A 12447-nucleotide genomic window follows, 5' to 3' on the forward strand; every position below is an offset into this window, starting at 1 on the left:
CAGCCTTTCCTACCCGTAAAAATTACTGGCCAGACTTTGTTGTGTCAGGCTTGGTTTTGTCCTTGCCTTTCTTCTCGCCCTTTTTGTTACCGCATTTACCTTCTCCACATTTGCCTTGACCACATTTGCCGTCTTTTGATTTACCGGCAGATGCACTGTCTTTCTTTGCGCCGCAGTTCAGCTCAATAGCATTGGCTGCTGTACCGGAAGTACCCGTTAATGCATTTCTAACAGCTGCACCAGAACCCAGGTTAGTGTAACTAACGGGTTTGGCAGATACCTGCAGGGATGCTAAACCCATGATAGCGCCGGCTACCAGTGAACCGGAAAACAGTACATTCTTGTTGATCGCTTTGTTGTTTTTCATGATCTTAGAATTTTTAAAAAACGGAGTGAAAAAAGTATGTATGTTGTTTAGACGTAGCGCTGAAATCTTCCTTACAGGTCCTTATCATTTTTTAAATATGCTGCCACCAATGCCTCCCACTGCTGCTTTACCTGCTCGTTAGGAGCAGTAAAAGCTTCCCTGTATTCCTGTAATTGCCGGTGCATAATAGCTGTCTGCTTTACATATCTCCTGCAATACACACATAGCAGCAAATGGAATTTTAACCCCAATCGTTGCATCCAGGTAAGCGGCTCCTGCTGTAAACGTTTCTCTACCAGCATCGTCACATCTTTACAACAGGGCATCAGGTGATGTAAATGTTTTCCCATTGTCAATTACTGAACCAATTTTTTTCAAGACATGCCCTTAATTGTAACCGGGCCCGGTGAATGATCACCCAGTAGTTAGACGAGGTAAGCGAAAGATCCTTACAGATATCCGCGGATTTTTTTTCATCGAGATATTTATGTTGTATAACCGCCTTGCCTAAACTGGTTAATTTATCCATGCAGGTGCGTAATATCCGGAAAAAATCGGCTTGTTCTGCTTTGTCATTGATATCAGTAGTCCATGGTCGGGGAGCCATCTCTTTACGCCAATGTCCTTTCTCATTAAAAAAAATCAGCTGCTGATCACGGGCTTCCATATCAAGGGTTGTTATTGCAGCTTTACCTGCCATACGAAAGTGATCATTTATTTTGTTCTTAAGAATAGCCAGCAGCCAGGTCTTCTCTGAACTCTCGCCACGAAATTGGTGCATAGCCTGCAAACCACTAAGAAAAGTGTCTTGTACCAGGTCTTGTGCCAGCCCGGTATCTGATACCCGGCTACAGGCAAATTTAAACAATTCGTCTGCATATAACTTCACCCACACCGTTGGATTACAGGTTGTCATAACTTTTAGTACTATTGACTGCGATCTTTCTGCCTCCTTATACACCTGCTATATCGCTAAAGAAAGCTTACGGTAATATACCTGTTTTGGTTTTCTCCTGCACCCAAAAAAATGTTAAAGGCGGATAACCGGCGCCAAAGGAATGGTAAAAGGCAATAGGGGGCCTTACTACTATTCGGCGTTTTATAGTAATTTTGACAAGTACCCAATGAAATATGAATTAAACTCGGCCCATGAAAAATGAAATGTCGCCTGTAACGTACACTTACTTTGTTACACTATTAAAAGCGTATCTACGTGGTACTAAAACAAGACAGGAGCTGATCGAAGAGCTGCGTGGTGTTACCCCATGGGAGGAAAAAGAGGAAAATATACATACCGAAGTAAGCCGCCTGCTGTTTCAGGCCGCTAATGAGGTAAATGAAAATTTCTACCAGGATATCGTGAGCGCCATCACCCATGCTACCGATACCGCTCCCACCCGGGAAGGCGTCATCCACCAGCTGGAAGCCGTCCTCACCGGCTTCATAACACCCACCCACCTGTACCAGTGGGCTACCTGGCATAATGAACCGGATATGGAAGCAGTTTCGTTCTTTAACGACATTGCGGTTGACTATTTCTGCACCCAGCTGTTGCCGGCCTCTTTTGAGGAGTTAACACTCACAGACTATAAACAGGCCCTGAAAATCTTCCGGTCGCACCATCACGACAGCCTGAAAGATAAAGTGGCCCTGGTACTGATTTCCCAGAAGGAAAGACAGCGCTTCCTGTTCTATCTCAGCGATTATATCCAGGGACATAGCTCCCCCGAACAACTGGATGTATATCTTTTACACAAATTTGGGATGGACCATCACTCCTTTCCTTATATGTCAGCGATCTCTGCCATGATGCATGAACCGGCTAAATTACCGGCACTACTGCAAATGGCCGCCATGAGCGAATAACTCAACTCACCATCAGGCTACACCCTCTCAGCGCCGAGTTATCCAATCGACCCAGCACTTCAAACAAACCATTGGCGTGTATCCGTCCAATATCTTCAGTCGCGATAAATGCACAGGAATAGATATTGGCCAGGTCAATAACATTAATGACCCCGGCGCCTTTACCGGCGCTTAGCTGAAACGGATCATTCTCGTCTCTCAGCAAAATCTTCATCCAGGGAGGGCTAGCAAACAAACCATTCCCTTTGGAATAGGCCTGGGATAACAGCTCTGTCATCCCATATTCGGCATGAATAACGGAAGCGCCCAAACGTTCCTGCAGGAAGGCATGTACTTCCTGGCGGGTCCATTCTTCCCGGCGTCCCTTCATTCCGCCCGTTTCCATTACAATGGTATGGCGCAGATCCAGGGAATATTGCTCGGCAAAGTCCAGCAGCCCGAAAGTGACCCCAATTAACAATACCCGCTGTCCCCTGGCCTCCAGCGCCCGTAGCTGATGATACAACTTATCATGTTCATACAGATAAAAGCCGCTCTCCGGATGACCGCTGCGGATTACCATCTCCTGCACCATCCTCACCAGCGATGAATGTTGCCGCTCCAGGTAGGAAGGCAGCAACCCCAGGATCACATAATCGTCTACCGGGCCATAAAACTGTTCGAAGGCCGTCATGAAACTACGGGTATAAATGGCGGATTCCTTCACCAGGTGACGGCTGTTGATCGTTTGAGTGGTACCGCTGCTCTCAAATAGCAGCTCCGGCTCAAAAATGCCGCTGACCACCGTATGGGATTTAAAAAATTGTATCGGCAGATAAGGAATTTCCAGGATGCTCTTCACGGAAGCCGGTGCAATGTGTAAGGCATCCGTATAGGCCCGGTACAGGTCATTTTCCCGGTACTGGTAACGGAAAAGCTCCAGGGCGGCGGCTTCCAGTCCGTTGTCCTGCAGTGAAAAAATAGTGTCCGGTGATACCACAGTCATGTATAGCTGGCTTTAAAATCTGACAAAGTTAGGGAGAAGAATAAATCTAACGCCAGTAAGTAACAATTGGCATGAAAAAACGTTTTTAGGAAGAAGGGTAGAGATAGCTGAATATTTGTATATTTCCTAAATTAATGTAGGTTTGTTTTATGAAGAAAATTCTGTTTTTGTTCCTGGTGGCCGGATTACTTTACGCCTGTAAAAAAGATAAGATAGGTAGCAAACCTATTCTCACCTTCAAAGGATATACAGTAGACAGCGTTACCAGCAACCTGGATAAGATGACTGTTATTATGAATGTTCGCGATGGAGATGGAGATATTGAAGACACGCTGTGGATTGCTACCCGGTATAGAAATTCTGGTACGTCCGACACCCTGTATTCCGTTAAACAAATGGGCAGCATTGGCGCCAACAAAGGCAATAGCGTAAACGCCGACGTATATATCAACCTCCTGCCTACAGAGTTTAAAATATCACACCCCTTTGTTGCAGACGACAGTATTCACTTTGTAGTATTCATAAAGGATAATGCCGGTAACTTCAGCGATACCGTTGGAACCAGGGGCATTCCTTACAATGCACAATAACTAAAATATCTTACATTTACGATATTGCAGGGATTCCTTTAATAAAGGAATCCTTTTATTTTTAGTTTTACTACTCATTTCTAGCATATGGACAAATTAGAGGAATTACAGTCGAAGATAGCCGAAGCCATGTTGGGTGGCGGCGAAGTACGTATCGCTTCCCAGCATAAAAAAGGTAAACTCACCGCCCGCGAAAGGATACAACTGCTAATGGATGAAGGCTCCTTCGAAGAGCTGGATATGCTGGTAACAAACCGCAACCGGGGCCTGACCGCAGACCAGGAACAATTCCTCGGCGATGGCGTGGTAACCGGTTATGGTACTATTAATGGCCGCCTCACCTACGTATTTTCCCAGGACTTTACCGTTTACGGCGGCAGCCTCTCCGAACCCCATGCCCGTAAGATCTGTAAGATTATGGACCTGGCCATGCAAAATGGCGCCCCCATCATCGGGCTCAACGACAGCGGAGGCGCCCGCATCCAGGAAGGCGTGGTAAGCCTGGGTGGCTATGCCGATATCTTTTACCGCAATACCAGGGCTTCCGGCGTTATCCCCCAGATATCCGCCATCATGGGCCCCTGCGCCGGCGGAGCCGTATATTCCCCTGCTATCACCGACTTTATCCTCATGGTGGAACAAACCTCCTATATGTTTGTGACCGGACCTAACGTGGTAAAGACCGTTACCCATGAAGAAGTGACTTCGGAAGAACTGGGTGGCGCCCAAACCCATGCCGCCAAAAGCGGCGTAACGCACTTCGCCTGCGCCAACGAGGTGGAATGCATCCAATATGTAAAGCAACTGCTGAGCTATATCCCGCAAAACTGCGAAGAAACCGCCCCCGTATACCCTTACGAACCAGGCAATGAACGCAGGGAAGCCCTCAACACCCTGATCCCGCTGCATCCCAATCAGCCCTACGACATGAAAGAGGCGATTGAACAGATCGTGGATGAAGGCAGCTTCTTCGAAGTACATAAAGACTTTGCAGAAAACATGATCGTAGGCTTTGCCCGCATCGCCGGCAGAAGCATCGGTATCGTGGCCAACCAGCCAGCACACCTGGCCGGCGTACTCGATATACACGCCTCCGTGAAAGGCGCCCGCTTTACCCGCTTCTGCGATGCCTTCAACGTACCCCTGCTGGTGCTGGTAGATGTACCCGGCTTCCTCCCCGGCACCGACCAGGAGTGGAATGGTATCATTACCAACGGCGCCAAATTGCTGTATGCCCTCAGCGAAGCTACGGTACCCAAATTAACCGTCACCACCCGCAAAGCCTATGGCGGCGCCTACTGCGTGATGAACTCCAAACATATCGGGGCCGACCTCAACTTCGCCTTCCCCCAGGCCGAAATTGCCGTGATGGGCGCTAAAGGCGCGGTGGAAATCATCTTCAAAAAAGAAATTGATGCCGCCCCCAATCCGGAAACACGCATGAATGAACTCGTGGCCGATTATACCGAACGATTCGCGAACCCTTACCTGGCAGCAGAAAAGGGATATATCGATGAAGTCATCTCCCCGGATCAAACCAGGATCAAACTGATCAAAGCATTCAAAATGCTGGAAAATAAAGTAGTAAATATGCCGAGAAAAAAACACGGCAACATACCTTTGTAGTGGCTGGGAATCAGCGGTTGACAGTGCGCTCCACTGTCAACCGCTGATAGTTAAAAGCACACCCGTTACTATGTTTCGACAAATTTTCAACTTTATCCTCTTCACATCGATCTATATTTCGCTGTGTGCACTGCTGATGATCTGGCAAACCAATCAACTGCTGGACCTTCAATACCCGGAAAACACCTTCTATCTCTTTGTTTTCTTTTCCACCATCTGCAGCTATAACTTCCACTGGTACCTTACGCCCGGTACCTACTCCTCATCAGAAAGAATTCGCTGGGGCAACCGCCACCGTATCCTCATGCTCCTGCTCTGTGGTATAGGCGCCATCGGCTCGCTCTGGTTCTTCTGGCAACTCAGGGAACATTGGCTGGTGCTCTCCGGCAGCGCCATCCTTACTTTCCTCTACTCAGCACCCAAAGTGCCCCATGCTGCTTTCCGCTGGCTAAGCAAAATAGCCATCGGTAAAACCCTGTTCCTGACGTTTGTATGGACCTACGTTACTACCATATTACCTGCCTTGGTAGCCGGCAAGTTCCAGGTAGAAGCCCTGGTATTCCTCTCCCTCCACCGCTTCTTCCTGATTTATGCGATTTGCATTTTGTTCGATTACCGCGACCTCGAATCCGATAAAAAAGAAGGCATCCGCAGCCTCATCACCTATCTCGACGAAAAAAATCTCAACAGGCTATACTATTTCTCCCTGCTCATGGCAGCAGTATCAGCAGGACTCATGGGCCCTTTTTCTACCCTGCCCGCCATCATGACACTGATGGCGCCGGTGATAGCTACCGCCCTCATCACCCGTAAAGCCCAGCATACCGACTCCGATTACCTCTTCTATTTCGTACTCGACGGATTTATGGCACTATCTGCATTGTTATACCTGATGGGTAATCTCTAAAAAGCTATTTTCCTTACATTTGTCCGGTCTCAATCTGGAACATTATGTCTAAAAAACAGAAATCAATATTTACTAAGGAATCACTGGCATTCCTCGCCAATTACCTGAATAACCCTTCTCCGACCGGCTTTGAAAAAGAAGGACAAAAACTCTGGTTGAAATATCTTACACCTTATATCGACGAACACTTCGTAGATGCCTATGGCTCCGCGGTCGGTATTATCAATCCCAAAGCACCTTTTAAAGTAGTTATTGAAGCACATGCCGATGAAATTTCCTGGTTTGTAAACTATATCTCACCGGAAGGACTGATCTACGTCATCCGCAATGGTGGCTCCGATCAACAGATTGCTCCTTCCAAAAGAGTAAATATCCATACAGAAAAAGGCGTGGTGAAAGCCGTATTCGGCTGGCCCGCCATACATACCCGTATCCGCAGCGGCGACGGTAAAGAACCACAACCTAAAGTAGAAAATATCTTCCTCGACTGCGGCGCACGTTCCCGTAAAGAAGTAGAAGACCTGGGTATCCATGTAGGCTGTGTATGTACTTTTGAAGACGGATTTGAAGAACTGAACTACGACTACTATATCTGCCGCGCCATAGATAACCGTATCGGCGGTTTCATGATCGCAGAAGTAGCCCGCCTGCTGAAAGAAAAGAAACAGGAATTGCCTTTCGGTCTTTATATCGTCAATGCCGTACAGGAAGAAGTTGGTTTAAGAGGTGCAGAAATGATAGCCAAACGCATTAAACCCAATGTGGCCATCATTACCGACGTAACCCACGATACCACCACGCCGATGATCAATAAAAACATCGAAGGAGAAATCAAATGTGGCAATGGTCCCAGCATCACTTACGGTCCGGCGGTACACAACATCCTCCGCGACCTGATCATTAAAACAGCTAAAAAGAACGATATCCCGCATCAGCTGCACGCCGTAAGCCGCAGCACTGGCACCGATACCGACGCTTTTGCATACAGTAACGATGGCACACCTTCGGCCCTCATCAGCCTTCCACTCCGGTATATGCACACTACCGTGGAAATGGTGAAGAAAGATGATATTGAAAATACCATTCACCTTATTTATCATACCCTGCTGAATATTACGCCTAAGACGAATTTTCAGTATCTGTAAAAGCAGAAAGCGTAAAGTATAAAGCAAAAAGCTATTGTGGAGAAGAACTTAGCGAGTATTTAAAATTCGCTTTAATCGTTCTCCACAATAGCTTTTTGCTTTATATTTTATGCTTTCTGCTAATTTTTAAAGAAATCCTGTGCCCTGGTGGTCTGCTCTACCCAGGCGCCTGAATTAGGCTGCATCACATACTCGCTCAATCCCACATGCTTGGCGCCAGGCGCCCAATCGTAAGTATATCCCATCCGCGTCCAGGGATAGTGATAATCCGTAGCTGAGGTAAGCGGACGATAATAAGCAAAAATAATGTAGTTGTTAAACCAGGTGGTATAATCAGCCGATACACCGCTCACCAGCACAGAGCCGGTAGTTTTGGTGTCGATCGCAGGGTTGCCGGCCGGCCGGTACAGGCGATCAGCCTTCACCCACATGGTGGATATATGCGTATTGGTTTTGGCATTCACTGGTGGAAGTCCTAACAGCTGGCAAATACGTTGAATGGTGTCAGAACTGGCCGTAAAGGAAGGACCAATCTTGTTTTTCATCTGTTTGGGAATAAACAGCCAGGCATCCCCCCATACTGTGGTAATGGAGTCGCCGGCGGGATAACTGGAAGGATAACGCATAAAGGTGCCCATCAGCACATACGACTGTCCATTAATGGTTTTCCATTGCAAATCCGGGTTGGTGGGCGTAATGGGCCACAGCTGATCGGTAATTTCGCTGCTATCCGCCACCATGGCATCCTGCACAGCCTCGGCATACAACTGCGCTAAGCTGGGAGTAGGTGGTGGTATGGGATCATCGTTTTTTTTACAACCTGTAAAAACGAGAGTGGCCATTAAAAAGAGTGCCAGCAGCGCCTGGCCATTGAGGTGATAGTGTTTCATAGAAGTGGTTTTCTGGATAACGGTGATGAAAATATTGATTATTTCGAGCGCTGCAAGTATATGTATTTCAAGGGAATAAACAAAAAAAAGCCAAAGGCTTCAAGAACTAATCATTCACAAAATACTCCACTCCCAACTGGTAGCCTTTCAAACCCAGGCCACAGATACAGCCTACGCACTTAGGCGCAATCAGGGAGGTATGCCGGAACTCTTCCCGGGCATAAACATTGCTGATATGGATTTCCATCACCGGTGTTTTAATGCCCGCAATAGCGTCCCGGATGGCAACGGAAGTGTGCGTATAGGCGCCCGCGTTAAGCAGGATACCATCGTACGAAAAGCCCACTTCATGCAGATAGTTAACCAGCTCCCCTTCCACATTGCTTTGATAATAAGTAAAGGTGATATCGGGGAAATGTCTTTGCAGGTGCTTAAAGTACTGTTCGAAAGATTCGCTGCCGTAAATGCCTGTTTCACGCTTCCCGAGCAGGTTTAAGTTAGGCCCGTTAATAATAGCTATTTGCATGATAATGGTTATAAAATTGATGAATGCGGCTAAGATAATTAATCCTCTTTATTATCACTACCCCAGCGAAAGGTTTGTTGTTCAATACCCGCCAGGTCAATGATCCGGTCTACCACGGTGGCGGCCATTTCTTCGAGGGTGGCGGGCACGCTGTAAAAGGAAGGTGTAGCAGGGCAAATGATGCCACCGGCCATCGTTACCGCTTCCATGTTCTTAATATGTATCAGGTTATAGGGCGTTTCCCTGACCACGCAGATCAGTTTCCGCCGCTCTTTCAATACCACATCGGCTGCCCGGGTAATCAGATCGTTCGAAATGCCAGTGGCAATGCGTCCCAGCGTCCCCATAGAACAAGGGCAGATAATCATGGTATTAAACCTCCCGGAACCGGAAGCAAAAGGTGCATGGAAATCCTGTTGGGTATAAAAGCGGAAAGGCAACTGCTTATAATCTTCGTCTCTCAGTTCTGTTTCCCATACAGTCTTGGCATTTTCGGTCATTACAACGGCTACCTGGTCCAGCTGCGCCTCCGCAGCCTGTAGCTTCTGTAACAACTGTCGGGCATAGATGGAACCACTTGCCCCGGTAACTGCTACTACTATACGATGTTTCATTTGGCTATGCTGTTGATGGCACAAAGCTAGCCTATTATCCGTTACCGGGTAACAGTTCTTTGTAAAACCGAAGATTATAACCCTGCCTGGGCAGCAATTTCATCCATCAGGATGCCACTGTGACTCTCATTGTAAATGCAAACGCCATTACGGATCAGCAGTACCTGTGGAGATTCGTGAGGTACCTGGTATAGTGCAGCGATTTTATCAGATATTGGACGATAAGACAGTAAGTCCAGGTAGTAAAACGTTAACCCTGCCGGCTCACCTGCCCGTTCCAATCTCGCTTTTGCCATCGAACTGATAGAACAACGCGTGCTGTGCTTAAAAATTGCTACCGGCTGATGAGCAGATGCGGTATTGATCTCAGATAGTTGTTCCTCGCTGGTTAACGTTTTCCAATTCATTTTTTAACATGCTTTATTAGGTGCTGTCGCGTGCGTCTTCGCCATGCCTCTCATCGGACATCCTAGTTTCTGGTGCGTTGCGCAGGACGTTAAGAGCAGCGCAAAGATACAAACCATACCGGTGTAGCCCAAAATTCTTACAAAAGATTGCATACTGGGAGATTTAAAATATTATAACTAAAACGAATTTTTCACAGGAATATGATACGACAACTTTTTTAATCGTCTTTTGTGACGTTATTTTGCAAATATAGAAAATACATTAAAAAAAACAACAATGTCATTTTCGGGCGGCCCGAAAATATTCAGCGTTATGACAAAAGTACATTTTATTGCTATAGGCGGCAGCGTAATGCATCAACTGGCCATTGCGCTCAAAAATAAAGGCTACCAGGTGACCGGCAGCGACGACGAAATATTCGAACCCGCACTGTCAAACCTCCGGCTGGCAGGCATCTTGCCGGACCATACCGGCTGGGACGCCACGCGCATAACGCCCGATCTCAACGCCGTTATCCTCGGTATGCACGCCCGGGAAGACAACCCCGAACTGATTAAAGCCAGGGAATTACAACTCAAAATATACTCCTTCCCGGAATACATCTTCCAGGAAAGTAAAAATAAAACACGGGTAGCCATCGGCGGCAGCCACGGCAAAACTACCACCACCGCCATGGTCATGCATGCCCTCCAATACCAGCACCAGGCATTCGACTACCTCGTAGGCGCCAAACTGGAAGGATTTGCCCAGTCGGTAAACATTACCAACGCCCCGGTCATTGTTTGTGAAGCAGACGAATACCCCGCCTCTGCCATCGAAAAAAGACCGAAATTCCATTTCCTCCACCCGCAAATTGCCGTATTAACCGGCATTGCCTGGGATCATATTAACGTATTTCCCACCTACGAGATCTATAAAGAACAATTTGCCATATTTATACGCCAGATGGAACCCGGACAAGTACTGATTTATAACAGCACCGATGCCGAATTGTCCAAACTGGTTACCGCCACCGGGCAACACCTCACCCTGATCCCCTACGCGTTGCCAGAACACCGCATTACTAACGGGGTTACACAGGTGTCTTTCGGGGATCACCATGCTAACCTGGAAGTGTTCGGAGACCATAACCTGCTCAACCTCCACGCCGCCAAACTGGTATGCAATCAGCTGGGACTCTCCGACGAGGCGTTCCTCGCCGCTATTGCCAGCTTCAAAGGCGCGGCAAAGCGACTGGAACTTGTGGCAAAAAACGAACACTGCGTCATTTACCGCGATTTCGCCCATGCCCCCTCCAAGGTAAAAGCCACCATGGAAGCCACCCGGCACCAGTTTCCCAACCGGAAACTCATCGCTGTACTGGAACTCCATACCTATAGCAGCCTCAACGCTGACTTCCTGGAACAATACCAGGGCGCATTAGACAACGCCGATATTGCCGCCGTGTTCTATAGCAAACATGCCCTGGAAATCAAAAGAATGCCCGACCTGGCGCCTGAACTGGTAAAGCAGCGCTTTGGACGCAACGACCTCCACGTTTTCTCTGACCGGGAAAACCTGGAAACTTTCCTTCATGCCCAGCAATACCAGGACACCAACCTGCTCCTGATGAGCTCCGGCACATACGATGGACTCGATTTTGCCAAGCTGAAAGAACTTTTACCCAATTAATAAATCTCCCAATCACAAAAATATAAACATTATATAATGCCTTCTTTGCTCCTCAAAAGGCCGCTGGCCGTTATCGATCTCGAAACTACCGGTACTAACGTAGCTTCTGATCGTATCATCGAAATTGCAATCATTAAAGTATTTCCGGACAAAACTACCCAGTCCAAAGTAAAACGTATTCACCCCGGAATGCCGATCCCTGCAGGATCTACAGCAATTCATGGTATCAAGGACGAAGATGTGAAAGATGCCCCTACCTTTAAACAGGCAGCACATGAACTCAAACAATTCATGGACAATTGCGACCTCGCCGGTTACAATTCCAATCGCTTCGATATCCCCCTGCTGGTGGAAGAATTCCTCCGCGCCGGCATTGAATTCGACGTCAGCAAACGCAAATTCGTAGATGTACAACGGATTTTCCACCTCATGGAAAAACGTACCCTCGCCGCTGCCTATAAGTTCTATTGCGACAAACAACTGGAAAACGCCCACAGCGCAGAAGCCGACGCTCTGGCTACCTACGAAATACTGGAAGCCCAGCTCGGACGCTATGAACACCTGCAACAAGACGTGGATGCCCTGGCAGAATTTACCAAAGAAGAAGACTATATCGACTTCGCCAGACGCCTCGTTATGCAGGGTGGACAAGAGGTCTTCAACTTCGGGAAATACAAAGGCCGCTCTGTCAGAGAAGTACTCAAGGCCGAGCCACAGTACTACGATTGGATGATGAAAGCCGATTTCCCGCTTAATACAAAACAAAAACTGTCAGAGATCTTCCATAATATGATGTTAAAAAAAATGTAATGTTAACGCTGAAGATCATATCTTGCGGCGGAATTGAATTAT

Annotated in this window: 15 protein-coding genes; 7 read left to right on the forward strand and 8 right to left on the reverse strand. The window is 47.4% G+C overall.

Features of this window, described 5'->3' with window-relative positions; genetic code table 11:
- Nucleotides 1-22: 22 nt before the first annotated feature.
- The 3 genes from HGH90_RS06425 to HGH90_RS06435 form a co-directional block, all read right to left on the reverse strand.
- Nucleotides 23-367 carry a hypothetical protein gene (locus HGH90_RS06425; protein WP_169190685.1) on the reverse strand — a complete coding sequence of 115 codons (345 nt, stop codon included), beginning with the start codon at nucleotides 365-367 and terminating at the stop codon, nucleotides 23-25.
- 71 nt (nucleotides 368-438) lie between these two features.
- Nucleotides 439-717 carry a hypothetical protein gene (locus HGH90_RS06430; protein WP_169190686.1) on the reverse strand — a complete coding sequence of 93 codons (279 nt, stop codon included), beginning with the start codon at nucleotides 715-717 and terminating at the stop codon, nucleotides 439-441.
- 2 nt (nucleotides 718-719) lie between these two features.
- Nucleotides 720-1283, reverse strand: a complete 564-nt coding sequence (locus HGH90_RS06435; RefSeq protein ID WP_168762460.1) for a sigma-70 family RNA polymerase sigma factor — start codon at nucleotides 1281-1283, stop codon at nucleotides 720-722.
- Between the two features lie 233 nt (nucleotides 1284-1516).
- On the opposite strand from HGH90_RS06435, the gene HGH90_RS06440 reads away from it, so the two are divergent.
- Nucleotides 1517-2233 carry a hypothetical protein gene (locus HGH90_RS06440; protein ID WP_168762459.1) on the forward strand — a complete coding sequence of 239 codons (717 nt, stop codon included), beginning with the start codon at nucleotides 1517-1519 and terminating at the stop codon, nucleotides 2231-2233.
- A 1-nt stretch (nucleotide 2234) separates the two neighbouring features.
- Here HGH90_RS06440 and HGH90_RS06445 read toward each other — a convergent pair whose 3' ends face one another.
- Nucleotides 2235-3218: an acyl transferase gene (locus HGH90_RS06445; RefSeq protein ID WP_169190687.1), complete on the reverse strand. Its 984-nt coding sequence runs from the start codon at nucleotides 3216-3218 to the stop codon at nucleotides 2235-2237.
- A gap of 149 nt (nucleotides 3219-3367) precedes the next feature.
- On the opposite strand from HGH90_RS06445, the gene HGH90_RS06450 reads away from it, so the two are divergent.
- The 4 genes from HGH90_RS06450 (at nucleotide 3368) to HGH90_RS06465 (ending at nucleotide 7486) form a co-directional block, all read left to right on the forward strand.
- Nucleotides 3368-3808 (forward strand): hypothetical protein, encoded by a 441-nt coding sequence (locus tag HGH90_RS06450; RefSeq protein ID WP_168762457.1) that lies wholly within the window; start codon nucleotides 3368-3370, stop codon nucleotides 3806-3808.
- An 87-nt stretch (nucleotides 3809-3895) separates the two neighbouring features.
- Nucleotides 3896-5434: an acyl-CoA carboxylase subunit beta gene (locus HGH90_RS06455; protein ID WP_168762456.1), complete on the forward strand. Its 1539-nt coding sequence runs from the start codon at nucleotides 3896-3898 to the stop codon at nucleotides 5432-5434.
- 70 nt (nucleotides 5435-5504) lie between these two features.
- Nucleotides 5505-6341 carry a UbiA family prenyltransferase gene (locus tag HGH90_RS06460; RefSeq protein ID WP_168762455.1) on the forward strand — a complete coding sequence of 279 codons (837 nt, stop codon included), beginning with the start codon at nucleotides 5505-5507 and terminating at the stop codon, nucleotides 6339-6341.
- 44 nt (nucleotides 6342-6385) lie between these two features.
- Nucleotides 6386-7486, forward strand: a complete 1101-nt coding sequence (locus tag HGH90_RS06465; RefSeq protein ID WP_168762454.1) for a M42 family metallopeptidase — start codon at nucleotides 6386-6388, stop codon at nucleotides 7484-7486.
- Between the two features lie 119 nt (nucleotides 7487-7605).
- On the opposite strand, the gene HGH90_RS06470 is transcribed toward HGH90_RS06465, so the two are convergent.
- The 4 genes from HGH90_RS06470 to ytxJ all read right to left on the reverse strand — a co-directional run bounded on the left by HGH90_RS06470 (nucleotide 7606) and on the right by ytxJ (nucleotide 9923).
- Nucleotides 7606-8376: a hypothetical protein gene (locus HGH90_RS06470; protein ID WP_168762453.1), complete on the reverse strand. Its 771-nt coding sequence runs from the start codon at nucleotides 8374-8376 to the stop codon at nucleotides 7606-7608.
- Between the two features lie 106 nt (nucleotides 8377-8482).
- A complete protein-coding gene (gene aroQ, locus HGH90_RS06475; protein WP_168762452.1) occupies nucleotides 8483-8902 on the reverse strand; it encodes a type II 3-dehydroquinate dehydratase in 420 nt (139 codons plus the stop codon).
- A gap of 38 nt (nucleotides 8903-8940) precedes the next feature.
- Nucleotides 8941-9516 (reverse strand): UbiX family flavin prenyltransferase, encoded by a 576-nt coding sequence (locus tag HGH90_RS06480; protein WP_169190688.1) that lies wholly within the window; start codon nucleotides 9514-9516, stop codon nucleotides 8941-8943.
- A gap of 74 nt (nucleotides 9517-9590) precedes the next feature.
- Nucleotides 9591-9923 carry a bacillithiol system redox-active protein YtxJ gene (ytxJ, locus tag HGH90_RS06485; RefSeq protein WP_169190689.1) on the reverse strand — a complete coding sequence of 111 codons (333 nt, stop codon included), beginning with the start codon at nucleotides 9921-9923 and terminating at the stop codon, nucleotides 9591-9593.
- A 313-nt stretch (nucleotides 9924-10236) separates the two neighbouring features.
- Here ytxJ and HGH90_RS06490 point away from each other — a divergent pair, with 313 nt between their 5' ends.
- Nucleotides 10237-11595, forward strand: coding sequence for a UDP-N-acetylmuramate--L-alanine ligase (locus tag HGH90_RS06490; protein ID WP_169190690.1), 1359 nt, complete (start codon nucleotides 10237-10239; stop codon nucleotides 11593-11595).
- Between the two features lie 36 nt (nucleotides 11596-11631).
- On the forward strand, nucleotides 11632-12405 hold the full coding sequence (locus HGH90_RS06495) for a 3'-5' exonuclease (protein ID WP_169190691.1): 774 nt from the start codon (nucleotides 11632-11634) through the stop codon (nucleotides 12403-12405).
- The last annotated feature ends 42 nt before the right edge of the window (nucleotides 12406-12447 follow it).

Origin of the sequence: Chitinophaga sp. Ak27 (assembly GCF_012726295.1) — a bacterium.
Taxonomy (GTDB): Bacteria; Bacteroidota; Bacteroidia; order Chitinophagales; family Chitinophagaceae; genus Chitinophaga.

Excerpts from the sequence above, each read along its gene's own strand:
- HGH90_RS06425 (WP_169190685.1), bottom strand. The coding sequence starts at position 367 with ATGAAAAACAACAAAGCGATCAACAAGAATGTACTGTTTTCCGGTTCA.
- HGH90_RS06430 (WP_169190686.1), bottom strand. The coding sequence starts at position 717 with ATGGGAAAACATTTACATCACCTGATGCCCTGTTGTAAAGATGTGACG.
- HGH90_RS06435 (WP_168762460.1), bottom strand. The coding sequence starts at position 1,283 with ATGACAACCTGTAATCCAACGGTGTGGGTGAAGTTATATGCAGACGAA.
- HGH90_RS06440 (WP_168762459.1), top strand. The coding sequence starts at position 1,517 with ATGAAAAATGAAATGTCGCCTGTAACGTACACTTACTTTGTTACACTA.
- HGH90_RS06445 (WP_169190687.1), bottom strand. The coding sequence starts at position 3,218 with ATGACTGTGGTATCACCGGACACTATTTTTTCACTGCAGGACAACGGA.
- HGH90_RS06450 (WP_168762457.1), top strand. The coding sequence starts at position 3,368 with ATGAAGAAAATTCTGTTTTTGTTCCTGGTGGCCGGATTACTTTACGCC.
- HGH90_RS06455 (WP_168762456.1), top strand. The coding sequence starts at position 3,896 with ATGGACAAATTAGAGGAATTACAGTCGAAGATAGCCGAAGCCATGTTG.
- HGH90_RS06460 (WP_168762455.1), top strand. The coding sequence starts at position 5,505 with ATGTTTCGACAAATTTTCAACTTTATCCTCTTCACATCGATCTATATT.
- HGH90_RS06465 (WP_168762454.1), top strand. The coding sequence starts at position 6,386 with ATGTCTAAAAAACAGAAATCAATATTTACTAAGGAATCACTGGCATTC.
- HGH90_RS06470 (WP_168762453.1), bottom strand. The coding sequence starts at position 8,376 with ATGAAACACTATCACCTCAATGGCCAGGCGCTGCTGGCACTCTTTTTA.
- aroQ (WP_168762452.1), bottom strand. The coding sequence starts at position 8,902 with ATGCAAATAGCTATTATTAACGGGCCTAACTTAAACCTGCTCGGGAAG.
- HGH90_RS06480 (WP_169190688.1), bottom strand. The coding sequence starts at position 9,516 with ATGAAACATCGTATAGTAGTAGCAGTTACCGGGGCAAGTGGTTCCATC.
- ytxJ (WP_169190689.1), bottom strand. The coding sequence starts at position 9,923 with ATGAATTGGAAAACGTTAACCAGCGAGGAACAACTATCTGAGATCAAT.
- HGH90_RS06490 (WP_169190690.1), top strand. The coding sequence starts at position 10,237 with ATGACAAAAGTACATTTTATTGCTATAGGCGGCAGCGTAATGCATCAA.
- HGH90_RS06495 (WP_169190691.1), top strand. The coding sequence starts at position 11,632 with ATGCCTTCTTTGCTCCTCAAAAGGCCGCTGGCCGTTATCGATCTCGAA.